This window comes from Scandinavium sp. UTDF21-P1B (assembly GCF_040750395.1).
Taxonomy (GTDB): Bacteria; Pseudomonadota; Gammaproteobacteria; order Enterobacterales; family Enterobacteriaceae; genus Scandinavium.
Genome location: NZ_JBFLVD010000011.1, coordinates 177,465 through 192,332 on the forward strand (window position 1 = coordinate 177,465; position 14,868 = coordinate 192,332).

At 54.6% G+C, this 14,868-nt stretch carries 12 protein-coding genes; 3 read left to right on the plus strand and 9 right to left on the minus strand.

Annotated features, from left to right (window positions below):
- Positions 1–53 precede the first annotated feature (53 nt).
- The 3 genes from AB1287_RS07355 to pncB all read right to left on the minus strand — a co-directional run bounded on the left by AB1287_RS07355 (position 54) and on the right by pncB (position 4,526).
- Positions 54–1,148, minus strand: coding sequence for a porin (locus AB1287_RS07355; protein WP_312628351.1), 1,095 nt, complete (start codon positions 1,146–1,148; stop codon positions 54–56).
- A 602-nt stretch (positions 1,149–1,750) separates the two neighbouring features.
- The gene (gene asnS, locus AB1287_RS07360) at positions 1,751–3,151 is read right to left on the minus strand and encodes an asparagine--tRNA ligase (RefSeq protein ID WP_435617384.1); all 1,401 of its coding nucleotides are present in this window, start codon (positions 3,149–3,151) and stop codon (positions 1,751–1,753) included.
- Between the two features lie 172 nt (positions 3,152–3,323).
- A complete protein-coding gene (pncB, locus tag AB1287_RS07365; protein ID WP_435617385.1) occupies positions 3,324–4,526 on the minus strand; it encodes a nicotinate phosphoribosyltransferase in 1,203 nt (400 codons plus the stop codon).
- 263 nt (positions 4,527–4,789) lie between these two features.
- Here pncB and pepN point away from each other — a divergent pair, with 263 nt between their 5' ends.
- Positions 4,790–7,402 (plus strand): aminopeptidase N, encoded by a 2,613-nt coding sequence (gene pepN / locus AB1287_RS07370; RefSeq protein ID WP_435617386.1) that lies wholly within the window; start codon positions 4,790–4,792, stop codon positions 7,400–7,402.
- A gap of 91 nt (positions 7,403–7,493) precedes the next feature.
- Here pepN and ssuB read toward each other — a convergent pair whose 3' ends face one another.
- The 5 genes from ssuB to ssuE are packed head-to-tail and all read right to left on the minus strand — an operon-like array spanning position 7,494 to position 11,743.
- Complete coding sequence (ssuB, locus tag AB1287_RS07375) at positions 7,494–8,261, minus strand: aliphatic sulfonates ABC transporter ATP-binding protein (protein ID WP_312628356.1); 768 nt, start codon at positions 8,259–8,261, stop codon at positions 7,494–7,496.
- A complete protein-coding gene (gene ssuC, locus AB1287_RS07380) occupies positions 8,258–9,049 on the minus strand; it encodes an aliphatic sulfonate ABC transporter permease SsuC (protein ID WP_312628357.1) in 792 nt (263 codons plus the stop codon). The genes ssuB and ssuC overlap by 4 nt, the downstream gene beginning before the upstream one ends.
- Before the next feature lie 9 nt (positions 9,050–9,058).
- Complete coding sequence (gene ssuD / locus AB1287_RS07385) at positions 9,059–10,204, minus strand: FMNH2-dependent alkanesulfonate monooxygenase (protein WP_312628359.1); 1,146 nt, start codon at positions 10,202–10,204, stop codon at positions 9,059–9,061.
- Positions 10,201–11,175 carry a sulfonate ABC transporter substrate-binding protein gene (locus tag AB1287_RS07390; protein ID WP_436799824.1) on the minus strand — a complete coding sequence of 325 codons (975 nt, stop codon included), beginning with the start codon at positions 11,173–11,175 and terminating at the stop codon, positions 10,201–10,203. The genes ssuD and AB1287_RS07390 overlap by 4 nt, the downstream gene beginning before the upstream one ends.
- Positions 11,168–11,743, minus strand: a complete 576-nt coding sequence (gene ssuE / locus AB1287_RS07395) for an NADPH-dependent FMN reductase (protein ID WP_312628361.1) — start codon at positions 11,741–11,743, stop codon at positions 11,168–11,170. The genes AB1287_RS07390 and ssuE overlap by 8 nt, the downstream gene beginning before the upstream one ends.
- Positions 11,744–11,977: 234 nt before the next feature.
- Between ssuE and pyrD the strand changes: the two genes are divergently transcribed.
- Positions 11,978–12,988, plus strand: a complete 1,011-nt coding sequence (pyrD, locus tag AB1287_RS07400) for a quinone-dependent dihydroorotate dehydrogenase (RefSeq protein WP_435617387.1) — start codon at positions 11,978–11,980, stop codon at positions 12,986–12,988.
- Between the two features lie 168 nt (positions 12,989–13,156).
- Positions 13,157–13,699: a cell division protein ZapC gene (gene zapC, locus AB1287_RS07405; protein WP_312628364.1), complete on the plus strand. Its 543-nt coding sequence runs from the start codon at positions 13,157–13,159 to the stop codon at positions 13,697–13,699.
- On the opposite strand, the gene AB1287_RS07410 is transcribed toward zapC, so the two are convergent.
- Complete coding sequence (locus tag AB1287_RS07410; RefSeq protein ID WP_435617388.1) at positions 13,696–14,805, minus strand: YcbX family protein; 1,110 nt, start codon at positions 14,803–14,805, stop codon at positions 13,696–13,698. The genes zapC and AB1287_RS07410 overlap by 4 nt on opposite strands.
- Positions 14,806–14,868 lie beyond the last annotated feature (63 nt).

Genomic DNA, 14,868 nt, shown 5'->3' on the forward strand with positions numbered 1-14,868 from the left:
AAAAACAGGGCCGAAGCCCTGTTTTTCAAGCATATAACAAAGTGGCGTACTGATTAGAACTGGTAAGTCACACCGACTGCCGCCATGTCGTCATTGCCGTTGATGCCGCCAACAGACTGTACGTAGTCGCTGTCTTTGTCGAGCAGGTTGATGTAGTAGTCAGCCCACACGTTGAAGTTTTTGTTGAAGTAGTAAGTACCGCCAACCTGGATGAATTTAGCCAGGTCTGCATCGCCACCACCGAAGGTGCCAGAGGCTGGCAGGTCTTTACCTTTAGTCTGAACGTAAGAGATAGCTGGACGCAGGCCGAAGTCGAACTGATACTGTGCAACCACTTCGAAGTTTTGGGTTTTGTTGGCGAAGTTGCCTTCATTGTCCAGAGTGGTGTTCAGTGTTTCAGCGTAGGTTGCTGCCAGGTAGATGTTGTTCGCGTCATATTTCGCACCCAGACCCCATGCCTGAGCGTGGTCACCGTTACCATCCTGTTTCTGGGCGATAGTACGGTTAGCATTGCTGTAAGAACCGACTACGCCGAAGCCTTCACCGAAGTCGTAACCCAGGGAGTAGCCTACGCCGTCACCGTTAGCAGCTGTTACATCGCTACGCTCGTTTTTACCCTGGTACTGTACGCCGAAGTGCAGACCGTCAACCAGACCGAAGAAGTCGTTGTTACGGTAGGTCAGCAGACCGGTGCTACGGCTGGTCATGAAGTTGTCAACGTGGTTACCCGCCCAGGTCATACCGGAGAAGGATGGTGCCATATCGGTGTAAGAACCCACATCGTAAACGATGCCGTAGTTACGACCGTAGTCGATAGCACCCGCGTCAGCGATTTTCAGACCTGCAAAGGCCAGACGGTTTTTGTTCGCCTGAGAACCTTCTGGGGTGTTCGCCATCGCACGGTATTCCCACTGGCCGTAACCGGTCAGTTGGTCGTTGATCTGAGTTTCGCCTTTGAAACCGATCTGAGCATAAGTGCCATCGGTGCTGCTGGTATTGTCACCAGAAGTAACGAAATCATGCTCGCCGTTAACTTTGCCGTAGAAGTCCAGCTTGTTACCGCTTTTGTTATAGATTTCTGCTGCGTTTGCCGCACCAGCTACCAGCAGGGCAGGGATCACCACTGCCAGAATATTGCGCTTCATCATTATTTATTACCCTCATTGGTTTTTTTATTGACACTCGCCACTGCCGCCAATGAATTCCGTCAATAAAAATTTACGGAACTATTGATGAGAGTTTGGTGTCTTTCTGTGTCTGACAGGCATATTTCCATTCATGACACCGTTTCGCTAGCCGGAAAGTGCTACAAAGGTCGTAACTGAGTAACAAAAAGAAATAATATGTAATAAATTGTGTAAAACAGGGAACTTTGTGAACCACCTCAAATTTCCTCGTCGACCGCTGAATTAATCATCGAACCGTTATCTATCTATATGAAATGCTTATTTTAATTTTTAATAAGGGCTTTTCTTATCTAAGAATGCTTCTCATCTCACTTTTTCTTATGACGCAAAGTTAGCTTTTCGTGCGCGTTGCTGATGGTTACTTCGTGTGCTAAGTGAATGTGTTTTACTTAAGCGCCACTGGAGTAATGCGGGAAATATGTGCGGAATTATTACAGGACATGGGGTGTAACATTTTGGTTAAGATATGCGGTTGACCTTTAACTTTGTAGAAATTTGTTAACAAAACCTGACACAGGCCAAAAAAAGCCAGCACAGGTGCTGGCTTTCGATACTGAGTAAAATCAGAAGCTGGCGTTGCGCGGGGTGCGCGGGAATGGAATCACGTCACGTACGTTCTGCACACCGGTCACGTAAGCAATCAGACGCTCAAAACCAAGGCCAAAGCCGGCGTGCGGTACGGTGCCATAACGGCGCAGGTCACGATACCAGCCATAGTCTTCCTTATTGAGGCCCATTTCAGCCAGGCGCGCATCAAGCACGTCCAGACGCTCTTCACGCTGCGAACCACCAATGATCTCACCAATGCCCGGAGCCAGAACGTCCATTGCGGCGACGGTTTTACCGTCATCGTTAAGGCGCATATAGAAAGCCTTGATGTCTTTCGGATAGTTTTTCACGACGACTGGCGCTTTAAAGTGTTTCTCTGCCAGATAGCGCTCATGCTCGGAAGAAAGATCCACACCCCAGAACACCGGGTTCTCGAAGGTCTGACCGCAGTTTTCAAGGATGGTGATCGCGTCGGTGTAATCCACCCGGGCGAAGTCCGCTTCCACGAAACGTTCCAGACGGGTGATTGCATCCTGGTCAACGCGCTCGGCGAAGAACTTCATGTCATCAGCACGTTCTTCCAGTACCGCCTTGAAGACGTACTTCAGCATGGCTTCTGCCAGTGCGGCGTTATCTTCCAGATCGGCAAACGCCACTTCTGGCTCCAGCATCCAGAACTCTGCCAGATGGCGGCTGGTGTTGGAGTTTTCCGCACGGAAGGTTGGGCCGAAGGTATAAACCTTCGACAGCGCACAGGCGTATGTTTCGGCGTTCAGCTGGCCGGAAACGGTCAGGAAAGACTCACGGCCAAAGAAATCTTTGTCGTAATCTACTTTGCCCTGGTCGTTACGCGGCAGGTTTTCCAGATCCAGCGTCGACACGCGGAACATCTCACCCGCGCCTTCAGTATCGGAGGCGGTGATCAGCGGGGTAGACACCCAGAAATAGCCCTGTTCGTGGAAGAAACGATGTAATGCTTGCGCCAGGGTGTGACGTACGCGAGCCACTGCACCAATCAGGTTGGTACGTGGACGCAGATGCGCGACTTCACGAAGATACTCAATGCTGTGACGTTTCGCAGCCATCGGGTAAGTGTCCGGATCTTCGACCCAACCGGTCACTTCAACCTGAGTGGCCTGAATTTCGAAGCTCTGACCTTGACCCTGAGATGCCACGACTTTGCCGGTGACAATCACGGAGCAGCCGGTGGTCAGGCGCAGGATTTCCTGATTGTAATTGGGCAGAGAATTATTGATGACGGCCTGTACTGGATCAAAGCAGGAACCGTCATAGACGGCGAGGAAGGAAAAGCCAGCTTTTGAATCTCGACGGGTACGCACCCATCCGCGCACGGTGACTTCGCTGTCAACGGCTACGCGGCCCTGGAGTACGTCGGCTACAGGCACAACGCTCATAGTTATCTCTCTGTTAGTAATCCGAATAATGTTGTCTCTTTCCACCCTTTATAAAAAGGGGGCTCTCTATGTTACCTGTCATCTTTTAACAGACAAGCGGAAATCGCAGGGAGACGAGGAGAATTGAGAAAATAATAAGAAGAAGGGAGCCCCGAAGGCTCCCTTTTGCGGATTAGCTGGCTTTTTTGACCTGAGGCAGGTCAAAGGCTTTGCGTAACGCCCGGACGAAGGCCTTATCGTGACAGATGGTTTTCCCCGGGCTGTCGGAGAGTTTAGCCACCGGCTTCCCGTTACATTCCACCAGTTTAATCACGATATTCAGCGGTTTCACCTGTGGGATATCGCACGTCAGGCGCGTACCGATCCCGAAGCTCAGCTTCACTCGTGAGGAGAAGTGACGGTAAAGCTCAATGGCCTTATTCAGGTCGAGATTGTCGGAAAACACCAGCACTTTACTCATCGGATCGATACCGAGCTTCTGGTAATGCGCGATAGCTTTTTCCCCCCACTCAACCGGATCCCCGGAGTCGTGACGCAGGCCCTGATAACGCTCGGCAAACTCCGGGCCGAAGTCCCGCAGGAAGGCATCCATCGTGATGCAATCGGTCAGCGCAATGCCAAGCTGGTCTGGATATTCTTCAAGCCAGGCAGCAAGCGCCACGCGTTGGCTTGTAGCCAGTTCAGGGCTGATTTGCTGATGAGCCTGGAACCACTCGTGCGCCTGGGTGCCCATTGGCTCAAGGGAGAGACGGCGAGCCAGATCGTAGTTGCTGGTGCCGATGAACCATTTCTCCTGCTGAAGACGTTCGACAATCGCCTGCTGCACTTCGCGGGAAAAACGACGGCGGGTACCGAAATCCATCAGACGGAAGCCTGACATATCGATATCCTGGGTCAGCTTATTGAATTCTACGAGTTTGCGTTCCAGCATTTCCAGAGCAAGGTCAACACCTGCTTCCGGTGAACGGTAACGGTGCACCAGCTCGCTGATCACGGCCAGCAACGGCACTTCCCACATGATCACTTCGCGCCACGGGCCACTGATGCGAATATTCAGTTTACCATTGTCGTTGCGAACGACGACCTGCTGTGGGTTGTAGCGGAACTCGCGTAGCCAGCTGAGATAGTCCGACTTAAAAAACGGCAGGCCAGACAACCACTGAAACTCGTCGTCCTGCAGCCGTAGCGACTGCATCGCTTCGACTTGTTCACGAATGGCGTCTGCATAAATTCCAAGCAGGTCGTCACCGCGGCAGCGGAATTCTGCAGCTACCTGCACATCATAATAATGATGGAAGACGGCCTGCTGCATATGCAGCTTATAAGCATCTGTATCAAGCAGAGTCTGCAGAACAGGGGAAGCGAATTGTGTCATGGTGCGCAATAGCGTCCTCATAAAGGAGCGTTTAGTACAATAAACAACGGCTGAAACCGCAGGAGTATACCTTGTTTATCGATTTATTGAACCCCGATCACACCACAAGGTGCCAGACGGGTCGAGGGCAAATCGTGCCGCCTGTTATCAATATGTAGCAATTTACGTGTTTGCCCCTGAAAAGATGAACATTCTGCGTAGCGCCAAAGTAACAACAGGAATAGACTGAAGCCGACATTTACAAAAGATGCTAAAGGTTTTTTATGACACAACAGCCCCAAGCCAAATACCGCCACGACTACCGTGCGCCGGAATACCTGATCAGCGATATCGACCTGACCTTTGACCTGGATGCCGCAAAAACCGTCGTGACGGCCGTCAGCCAGATTACCCGTCACGCTGCGTCTGCCACGCCACTGCGCCTCAACGGCGAAGACCTAACGCTGGTTTCGCTGCAGGTCAACGACCAGCCGTGGAGTGACTATAAAGAAGAAAACAACCAGCTGGTGATCGACGGCCTGCCGGAGCGTTTTGAACTGCGCATCGTCAACGAAATCAGCCCGGCGGCCAACACCGCGCTGGAAGGGCTTTATCAGTCCGGCGAAGCGCTTTGCACGCAGTGTGAAGCGGAAGGGTTCCGCCATATCACCTGGTATCTCGACCGTCCGGACGTGCTGGCGCGTTTTACCACCAAAATTATCGCCGATAAGAGCAAGTACCCTTATCTGCTGTCCAACGGCAACCGCGTTGCTGAAGGCGAACTTGAAAACGGTCGTCACTGGGTACAGTGGCAGGATCCGTTCCCGAAGCCGTGCTACCTGTTCGCGCTGGTGGCCGGTGATTTCGACGTCCTGCGTGATAAATACGTCACCCGTTCTGGCCGCGAAGTGGCGCTGGAGCTGTTTGTCGATCGCGGAAATCTCGATCGCGCGCCGTGGGCGATGACTTCGCTTATTAACTCCATGAAGTGGGATGAAGAGCGCTTTGGTCTCGAATATGACCTCGACATCTATATGATTGTCGCCGTCGACTTCTTCAATATGGGCGCGATGGAGAATAAAGGCCTCAACGTCTTTAACTCTAAATACGTATTGGCACGTACTGACACCGCTACGGACAAAGATTATCTCGATATCGAACGCGTTATTGGCCATGAGTATTTCCACAACTGGACCGGTAACCGCGTTACCTGCCGCGACTGGTTCCAGCTGAGCCTGAAAGAGGGCTTAACCGTATTCCGCGATCAGGAGTTCAGTTCAGACCTCGGTTCGCGTGCGGTCAACCGCATCAACAACGTGCGCACTATGCGCGGCATGCAGTTTGCCGAAGACGCAAGCCCAATGGCTCACCCGATTCGCCCGGACATGGTCATCGAAATGAACAACTTCTACACACTGACGGTGTATGAGAAGGGTTCAGAAGTGATCCGTATGCTGCATACGCTGCTGGGTGAAGAGAACTTCCAGAAAGGGATGCAGCTGTACTTTGAGCGCCACGATGGCAGTGCCGCCACCTGCGACGATTTTGTGCAGGCGATGGAAGACGCTTCTAACGTCGATCTCTCCCATTTCCGCCGCTGGTACAGCCAGTCCGGTACGCCGGTGGTGACCGTTCATGACGACTACAACCCGGAGACGGAACAGTACACGCTGACCATCAAACAGCACACGCCGCCGACCGCCGAACAGCAGGAAAAGCAGCCTCTGCACATTCCGTTCGATATCGAACTGTATGACAACGAAGGCAACGTGATCCCGCTGCAGAAGGGCGGCCATCCGGTACACAACGTGCTCAACGTCACTCAGGCCGAGCAGACGTTTATCTTCGATAACGTCTATTTCCAGCCGGTGCCGTCGCTGCTGCGTGAATTCTCTGCGCCGGTTAAGCTGGAATATAAATGGAGCGATCAGCAGCTCACCTTCCTGATGCGTCATGCCCGCAACGACTTCTCCCGCTGGGATGCGGCGCAGAGTTTGCTCGCAACCTACATCAAGCTTAACGTCAATCGCCACCAGCAGCATCAGCCGCTCTCCCTGCCGGTTCACGTGGCCGATGCCTTCCGCGCTATCTTGCTGGATGAGAAAATCGACCCGGCGCTGGCGGCGGAAATCCTGACGCTGCCTTCGGTGAATGAAATTGCTGAGCTGTTCGAGATTATCGATCCGGTAGCGATTGCGACGGTACGCGAAGCGCTGACCCGCACGCTGGCTACCGAGCTGGCAGATGAGTTCCTCGCGGTTTATAACGCCAACAAGCTCGATGCTTATCGTGTTGAACATGCGGATATCGGCAAGCGTTCTCTGCGTAATACCTGCCTGCGCTACCTGGCGTTTGGCGATGCAGAACTGGCGGATAAGCTGGTGACGCATCAGTATCATCACGCGGATAACATGACGGATGCCCTTGCTGCGCTGGCTGCCGCGGTTGCCGCACAGCTGCCGTGCCGCGATGCGCTGATGCAGGAATATGATGACAAATGGCACCATGACGGCCTGGTGATGGACAAGTGGTTTATTTTGCAAGCCACCAGCCCGGCGGAAAACGTGCTGGAAACCGTGCGTGGTCTGCTGAATCACCGCTCGTTTACCCTGAGCAACCCGAACCGTATTCGTTCGCTGATTGGCGCGTTTGCAATGAGCAACCCGGCGGCGTTCCATGCGCAGGACGGCAGCGGTTATCAGTTCCTGGCAGAAATGCTGACCGAGCTGAACAGCCGTAACCCGCAGGTGGCTTCGCGTCTGATTGAGCCGTTAATTCGCCTGAAACGTTACGATGCTGCCCGTCAGGAAAAAATGCGTGCGGCGCTGGAGCAGCTGAAAGGGCTGGAGAATCTCTCAGGCGATCTGTTCGAGAAAATCAGCAAAGCGTTAGCGTAATACAGTGCCGGAGGGCGCTGCGCTTATCCGGCCTGGATTCTCTGGTTGAGATTTTACAGGCCGGGCAAGGCGTAGCCGCCGTCCGGCATTTTTATCCCTGCCTTCTGACTCGCGTGTCTGCTTCACCCCGCTTCATCACCCGATCCAATACCTCAGCCTCCAGCTCCGCCAGGTGAGCAGAGCCTTTTCGTCGTGGGCGAGGAATATCAATCGTCAGATCCAGCCCAATTTTGCCTTCTTCTATCAGCAGTACGCGATCGGCCAGCGCCACTGCTTCGCTGACATCATGCGTCACCAGCACCACGGTAAACCCCTGGCTTAGCCACAGTGATTCAATTAAATCCTGCATTTCAAGGCGGGTGAGGGCGTCGAGCGCGCCGAGCGGTTCATCCAGCAGCAACAGACCCGGACGATGAATCAGCGCGCGTGCCAGCGCCACGCGTTGCTTTTGCCCACCTGATAGCGCGGCGGGCCACTCTCTGGCTCTTTCTTCGAGACCGACAGAAGCAAGCGTTGTGAGGGCGTTATCGCGCCAGTTCCCTTTCAGCCCGAGGCCAACGTTATCGATGACGGTTTTCCAGGGCAGCAGGCGTGCGTCCTGAAACATCATGCGTGTTTCCTGCTGGCTGGCACTTAAAGGGCCGTTACCTGCCAGCAGTTCACCCGCATTGGGTTGCTCTAACCCGGCAAGCAGGCGCAACAATGTGCTTTTGCCGCCGCCGCTGCGGCCAACTACCGCCACAAACTGGCCGGCAGGAATGTGCAGATTAAGTTCATTCAGCACGTTGTTCGTGCCGTAGCGTTTGCCTATGCCATTCAGCAATAGGGGGATACCGGGATTCAGACGTGCTGTGTTCATACCGTCGTCTCCTGAAGTTGATAAGCCGGGTTCCAGCGCAGCCAGACGCGCTCCAGGAGCTGTGCGCTGATGTCAGCAAGTTTGCCGAGCAGGGCATAAAGGATAATGGCGACCACCACCACGTCCGTTTGCAGGAATTCGCGGGCGTTCATGGCCAGATAGCCGATACCGGAGTTAGCGGAAATGGTTTCTGCAACAATCAGCGTCAGCCACATCAGGCCAAGCGCAAAGCGCACACCGACCATAATCGACGGCAATGCGCCCGGCAGTACCACGTGCCGGAACAGGGCAAAGCCGGACAGCCCATAACTGCGCGCCATCTCCAGCAGACCGCGGTCAATATTACGGATACCGTGCCAGGTGTTGATGTAGATCGGAAACAGCGTGCCGAGCGCCACGAGGAAAATTTTGGCGCTCTCGTCGATACCGAACCACAGGATCACCAGTGGGATCAGGGCCAGATGGGGCACGTTACGCAGCATCTGAATGGACGTATCCAGCAGGCGCTCGCCCCAGCGCGACAGGCCGCTGATAAGCCCCAGTACCAGCCCTATTGATCCCCCAATCGAAAAGCCGATCAGCGCCCGCCATGAGCTGATCGCCAGATGCTGCCACAGCTCGCCGCTGGCCGATAACGACCAGAAAGCTTCAACGACGCCCTCGGGTGAAGGCAGGATCCGGTTTGACAGCCAGCCGGTTACCGAGGCGATTTGCCAGACGATTACGATGCCCACCGGCAGCAGCCAGGGGGCAACGCGCAGCAGCCATTTGTTTGCAGGCGTTGCCATAGATACTCCTTAGCTCTGTGCGACTTTGCGGGGCAGGAAATCATTGGCCACGGCTTCGCCCTGAAGCTGCAAAGCCTGCGGTTGAGGAATGGCCGGAATCGCGACGTCTAAGTGCGGGAACAGCAGTTCGCCGACTTTGTAAGCCTCTTCAAGATGCGGATAGCCGGAAAGCACGAAGCTGTCGATACCTAACGCCGCGTATTCATTAATGCGTGCCGCAACGGTTGGACCATCGCCAACCAGCGCCGTGCCAGCACCACCTCGTACCAACCCGACGCCTGCCCAAAGATTCGGGCTGATTTCCAGGTTGCTGCGCCTGCCGCCGTGCAGGGCGGCCATGCGCTGCTGGCCCACGGAATCCGTCCGGGCGAACGCGGCCTGCGCTTTGGCTATGGTGTCGTCGTCCAGTCGTGAAATCAGGCGGTCGGCAGCGGCCCAGGCTTCAGCATTGGTTTCCCGAACAATAACGTGCAGTCGGATGCCGAAACGGACCTTGCGTCCGTGCCTCGCCGCTTTTTCACGGACCTGAGCAATTTTCTCTTTGACCTGTTCAGGCGGTTCGCCCCAGGTCAGGTACAAATCAACCTGTTCGGCCGCCAGCTCCTGAGCGACATCCGATGAACCGCCAAAGTAAAGCGGTGGGCGAGGCTGCTGAACCGGCGGGAACAGCAGTTTTGCCCCCTGTACCTTTTGATACTTGCCGTCAAAATCAACGGTTTCACCTTCCAGCAAACGCCGCCAGATATGGGTGAATTCCGCCGAGGCTTCATAGCGCTCGGTGTGATCGAGGAACACGCCGTCGGCGGCCAGCTCCTGCGGATCGCTGCCGGTGACGAGGTTGAACAGCGCCCGGCCATTAGAAAGCCTGTCGAGCGTCGCCGCCTGCCGCGCAGCAACGGTTGGCGATATGACGCTTGGGCGCAGCGCTACCAGGAACTTAAGCCGCTTCGTTACCGGGATCATTGATGCGGCGACCAGCCAGGCATCCTCACAGGAGCGGCCCGTCGGGATCAGCACGCCGGTAAAGCCGATCCGGTCTGCGGCCTGAGCAATCTGTTGCAGATAATCATGGTCAACCGGGCGGGCCTGTTCATCGCTGCCCAGATAGTGGCCATCGCCATGGGTTGGTAAAAACCAGAACATATTCAGACTCATGATTTCGCTCCTTGTACGGAAGTGGGCTGCCAGATACGGCTTTTGATATCAACTTTTTTGGGCACCAGACGGTTATCGTAGAAGAGGTCGGCGGTTTGCTGCTGGCGGCGGGCGGTTTCTTCGCTGACTGGCCCAATCACCGTCGGCGGGCGATGACTCAGGTAGCTGGCAATCACGGCTTCCGGCAGGCCCATAGTTTTCGCCAGCAGCGCGGTGCTCTGCTGACGCTGGCTGATGGTCAGCGCGTCTGCCTCGCTGAAGGTATCCAGCACGCCTTTAACAAAGGCACTGTTTTTTTCGGCATACGGACGGGAGGCGAGATAGAACGAGCCGGTTTGCTTCAGCTCACTGCCATCCGTTAAGACGCGAACGCCGCCCTGCAATAATGCCGCGGAGTAGTAAGGATCCCATATAGCCCATGCATCAACGTTCCCCTGCTGGAAGGCGGCGCGGGCATCGGCTGGGGTCAGGTAGGTTGGCTGGATATCCGTAAATTTCAGGCCTGCCAGCTGCAATGCGCGAAGCACTAAGTTGTGCGAGCTGGAGCCTTTCTGGAACGCGACCTTGTGGCCTTTCAGATCGGCTACGGTTTTAATCGGGCTGTTTTCTGGAACAAGAATAACCTCTGCTTTCGGCTTCGCCGGTTCCGCCCCGACATACACCAGATCGGCCCCGGCAGCCTGAGCGAATATCGGCGGAATATCGCCGGTGCTGCCCAAATCAATGCTGCCGACGTTCAGCGCTTCCAGCATTTGTGGGCCCGCGGGAAATTCAACCCAGGAAATGTTGGTGTTCGGGTAGCGTTTTTCGAGCAGCTCGTGGCTTTTGGCCAGCACCATACTGACGCTGCCTTTCTGGTAACCGATACGTAATGCATCCGGAGCTGGCTCGGCAGCCTGACTCCAGGCAGACAGTGCCAACAAACCGGTCAGGGCAAGCGTACGAATGCGCGGACGGAACAGGTTAAACATGGGCGGCTCCTTGCTTAAGATGAAAAGCCGGGACGCGAATGTCGCGGCGATGCAGCGCCTGCCAGAAGGTTTCCAGGGCGCTGTCGAGGCGTTTTTCGAGGTTGGGGCTGAACTGCGGTTTGTGCTGATAGTCCTGCACCTGGCTGTCGTCGGCGAACACGCCGTGCAAAATTTCCTGCGCCTTCAGCGCGTTAAGCACCGGTTTCAGGGCGTAATCCACCGCCAGCATATGCGCCACGGTTCCGCCGGTCGCCAGCGGTAGCACGATTTTTCCTTCCAGTGCGCGCTCCGGAAGCAGATCGAGCAGGGTTTTTAGCGCGCCGGAAAAGGAGGCTTTGTAAACCGGCGTGGCGACAATCAGCCCGTCTGCCTGGGCCAGCTGTTCAGTCAGCGTTTGCAGGGCGGGGCTGTCAAAACGGGCATACAGAAGATCTTCAGGCTCGAAGTTTTGCAGATGCCAGTGGAAGACCTCTACATCCACACGTGAGAGGGTATCTCTGGCATATTCCAGCAGAGCGCTGGAGCGTGAGGGAAAACGCGGACTGCCCGCTATCGTAATGACGCGCATACACACTCCTTATAACCAAATGTTTGCTTTTATCTAACATTGATAACAATAAGGCGAGTGTGTCAGAGGGCAGGGCGTTCATTAAATGATTTATCCGGCACTCGTTTGCTGAAAAGTGAAAATAAGTAAACGTTTGCGCATAACGTGGCATTTTTTGCCGCAGGTCAATTCCCTTTCGTAGCTGGATAGAACATAATACGCCCCCGGTTTGCTACCGGGAATCCAGGAGAGTTCATGTACTACCCCTTCGTTCGTAAAGCCCTTTTCCAGCTCGATCCAGAGCGCGCTCATGAATTAACGTTTCAACAATTACGCCGTGTGACAGGCACGCCCCTTGAAGCGCTGGTGCGCCAGAAAGTGCCGGCAAAGCCGGTGACCTGCATGGGCCTGCAGTTTAAGAACCCACTGGGATTAGCCGCAGGGCTTGATAAAAACGGGGAGTGCATCGATGCGCTTGGCGCGATGGGCTTTGGCTCCATCGAAGTCGGTACCGTCACGCCACGCCCGCAGCCGGGAAATGACAAGCCGAGGATCTTCCGCCTGGTCGATGCCGAAGGTCTGATCAACCGGATGGGTTTCAATAATCACGGCGTTGATAACCTGGTTGAGAACGTAAAAAAAGCCCACTTTGATGGCGTGCTCGGCATTAATATCGGCAAGAACAAAGACACGCCGGTGGAGCAAGGTAAAGATGACTATCTGATTTGTATGGAAAAAGTCTATGCCTATGCCGGTTATATTGCGGTGAATATTTCATCGCCAAATACCCCAGGCCTGCGTACGCTGCAATATGGTGAGGCGCTGGACGATCTCTTATCGGCGATTAAAAATAAGCAAAACGAACTGCAATCTGTGCACCATAAATATGTGCCAGTGGCGGTGAAGATCGCACCGGATCTTTCACCTGAAGAATTGATCCAGGTGGCCGACAGTTTAGTTCGCCATAATATTGATGGTGTTATTGCCACCAATACCACCCTCGATCGTTCACTTGTCCAGGGAATGAAACATTGTGATGAAACCGGTGGTTTAAGCGGTCGCCCATTACAGCTAAAAAGTACGGAAATTATTCGCCTGCTGTCAGCGGAATTAAATGGTCGCCTGCCGATTATCGGCGTGGGCGGTATCGATTCTGTGATGGCGGCCCGCGAGAAGATGGCCGCTGGTGCTACGCTAATACAGATCTATTCCGGGTTTATTTTTAAAGGCCCACCGCTGATTAAAGAAATCGTTACTCATATCTAATCTTTCCTGCGCAAATTCCAACCGGGGCTTTATTTCTGGCCCTGGTTGTTTTATATTCCACCAATGTTGCTAATTTAAACTTTATGGTCTTTTCTTAATTCAGGCAAATAAACGAAACGGGATCAGAAAGTTTCGCGCAGCGGATGCTGAAGAGGACGGGGGAGAGAAATGCGAATTAAACCTGACGATAACTGGCGTTGGTATTTTGATGAAGAGCATGACCGTATGATGCTCGATTTAGCCAATGGTATGTTGTTTCGCTCACGTTTTGCCCGCCGTATGTTGACGCCGGATGCCTTTGATCCCTCAGGGTTTTGTGTTGACGACGCCGCGCTCTACTTCGCTTTTGAAGAAAAATGCCGCGATCTTGAATTAACGAAAGAACATCGCGCAGAGCTCATTCTCAATGCGCTCGTTGCCATCCGCTTCCTGAAACCGCAGATGCCAAAAAGCTGGCATTTTCTGGCCCATCATGACCGCTGGCAACCCGTCACGGGCGATGCCGCAGCGGTGTGGCTGAGCGACAGCGGCGAACGAGTGAATTTGCTGGTGGTAGAGCCGGGCGACAATGCGGCGCTCTGCTTGCTGGCCCAGCCTGGCCTGATGCTGGCCGGTCGGACGATGCAGCTTGGCGATGCGATTAAGGTAATGAATGACCGCCTGCAGCCGCAACCTCTGCAGGATGCAATGCGCTACGGCCAGGCCGTTTAGCGCGCAAGCCGCAGCGCAGTTTTTGGCACGCAGCTGCAACAAAGAATAGTGCCATCGTTGGCCACGGCGCTTTTCTTCATCGGGCTGACTTCCCCTTCAACCAGCGTAATACGACAGCTTCCACAAATTCCCGCCCGGCAAGAATAGGGCACGCGGATCCCCTGTTGCTCCAGCTGTTCCAGCAGCACCTGCTGGTTATTGCCTTTGAACACTTCTCCCTGCCAGTCGATCTCGACGACGGCGTCTGATGCTTTGACGACATCTAACGTCTCTTCCACTTCACCTGCACCGTAAACTTTGCCCGGGCCGGTAGAGAGAATGTCAACTTTATCGCCAACGCGAACCACGCCGCTGTTGCGGGCAATCAGGTTCTGGCCGAAATCAACATCGCCGTTGTCCTGGGCAGTGCGGAACTTTTGCAGCGTCGTGAGCGGCTCCCCGGCCGGATGTTTTTGCCCTTTGGCGGGGCTGACGGTGGTAAAAACGCAGCGGCTGCAGGGTTTAACCACGTCAAAGACAACCTCGCCGATGCGCACCACTTTCCAGGTGTCCTCTTCCCAGGCCTGCGTACCGGTCACCACCAGATTGGGGCGAAACTGCTCCATCTGCACGCTCGCCGGACAGCGGTTTTGCAGGTCCCTGAGTGATGCTTCGCTGGTCAAAAGATAAGGGAAACCATCTGCAAAAGAGAGCGGAACGGCATCATAGCGTTTTACGCGGCGGGTTGGCTGCGCGCCGACCCAGCGTAGCTGGACATCACGTTTGAAAAAGCCGGAAAGCCACTGGTTAATATCAGCAGGTGCAATCAGCGCAGTGAAGTGGTTTCCCCAGACTTCGGTAGGGGCAGCATCGGATTTGAAATCTGCGAAACGCACAATTGCGGCGCTGCCGTCTGGCGCCGTCAGGTGCAGGCCATCATGGATTGGCACCGGCGTGAAACGTACCATCTGCGGGTACTGGCGGGCAGTAATGAAAGTGCCGTCCGGTTCGGTCACCATAAAGATACGGTCAAAAGCCATCCCGCTGATATCAGCCAGCGCGTGCGTTATACCGATCCCCCGCATCGATTTGACCGGGTGAATAAAGAGCCTTGATAACGTCGCCATCCCGCTGTCCTCTGCGTTTGAAAAAAGTCGCCCTATATGAAGCCCAGATTCGCTATAATGCGC

Bases quoted from the DNA above. Each gene is read 5' to 3' on its own strand.
- AB1287_RS07355 (WP_312628351.1), bottom strand. From the start codon at position 1,148: ATGATGAAGCGCAATATTCTGGCAGTGGTGATCCCTGCCCTGCTGGTA.
- asnS (WP_435617384.1), bottom strand. From the start codon at position 3,151: ATGAGCGTTGTGCCTGTAGCCGACGTACTCCAGGGCCGCGTAGCCGTT.
- pncB (WP_435617385.1), bottom strand. From the start codon at position 4,526: ATGACACAATTCGCTTCCCCTGTTCTGCAGACTCTGCTTGATACAGAT.
- pepN (WP_435617386.1), top strand. From the start codon at position 4,790: ATGACACAACAGCCCCAAGCCAAATACCGCCACGACTACCGTGCGCCG.
- ssuB (WP_312628356.1), bottom strand. From the start codon at position 8,261: ATGAACACAGCACGTCTGAATCCCGGTATCCCCCTATTGCTGAATGGC.
- ssuC (WP_312628357.1), bottom strand. From the start codon at position 9,049: ATGGCAACGCCTGCAAACAAATGGCTGCTGCGCGTTGCCCCCTGGCTG.
- ssuD (WP_312628359.1), bottom strand. From the start codon at position 10,204: ATGAGTCTGAATATGTTCTGGTTTTTACCAACCCATGGCGATGGCCAC.
- AB1287_RS07390 (WP_436799824.1), bottom strand. From the start codon at position 11,175: ATGTTTAACCTGTTCCGTCCGCGCATTCGTACGCTTGCCCTGACCGGT.
- ssuE (WP_312628361.1), bottom strand. From the start codon at position 11,743: ATGCGCGTCATTACGATAGCGGGCAGTCCGCGTTTTCCCTCACGCTCC.
- pyrD (WP_435617387.1), top strand. From the start codon at position 11,978: ATGTACTACCCCTTCGTTCGTAAAGCCCTTTTCCAGCTCGATCCAGAG.
- zapC (WP_312628364.1), top strand. From the start codon at position 13,157: ATGCGAATTAAACCTGACGATAACTGGCGTTGGTATTTTGATGAAGAG.
- AB1287_RS07410 (WP_435617388.1), bottom strand. From the start codon at position 14,805: ATGGCGACGTTATCAAGGCTCTTTATTCACCCGGTCAAATCGATGCGG.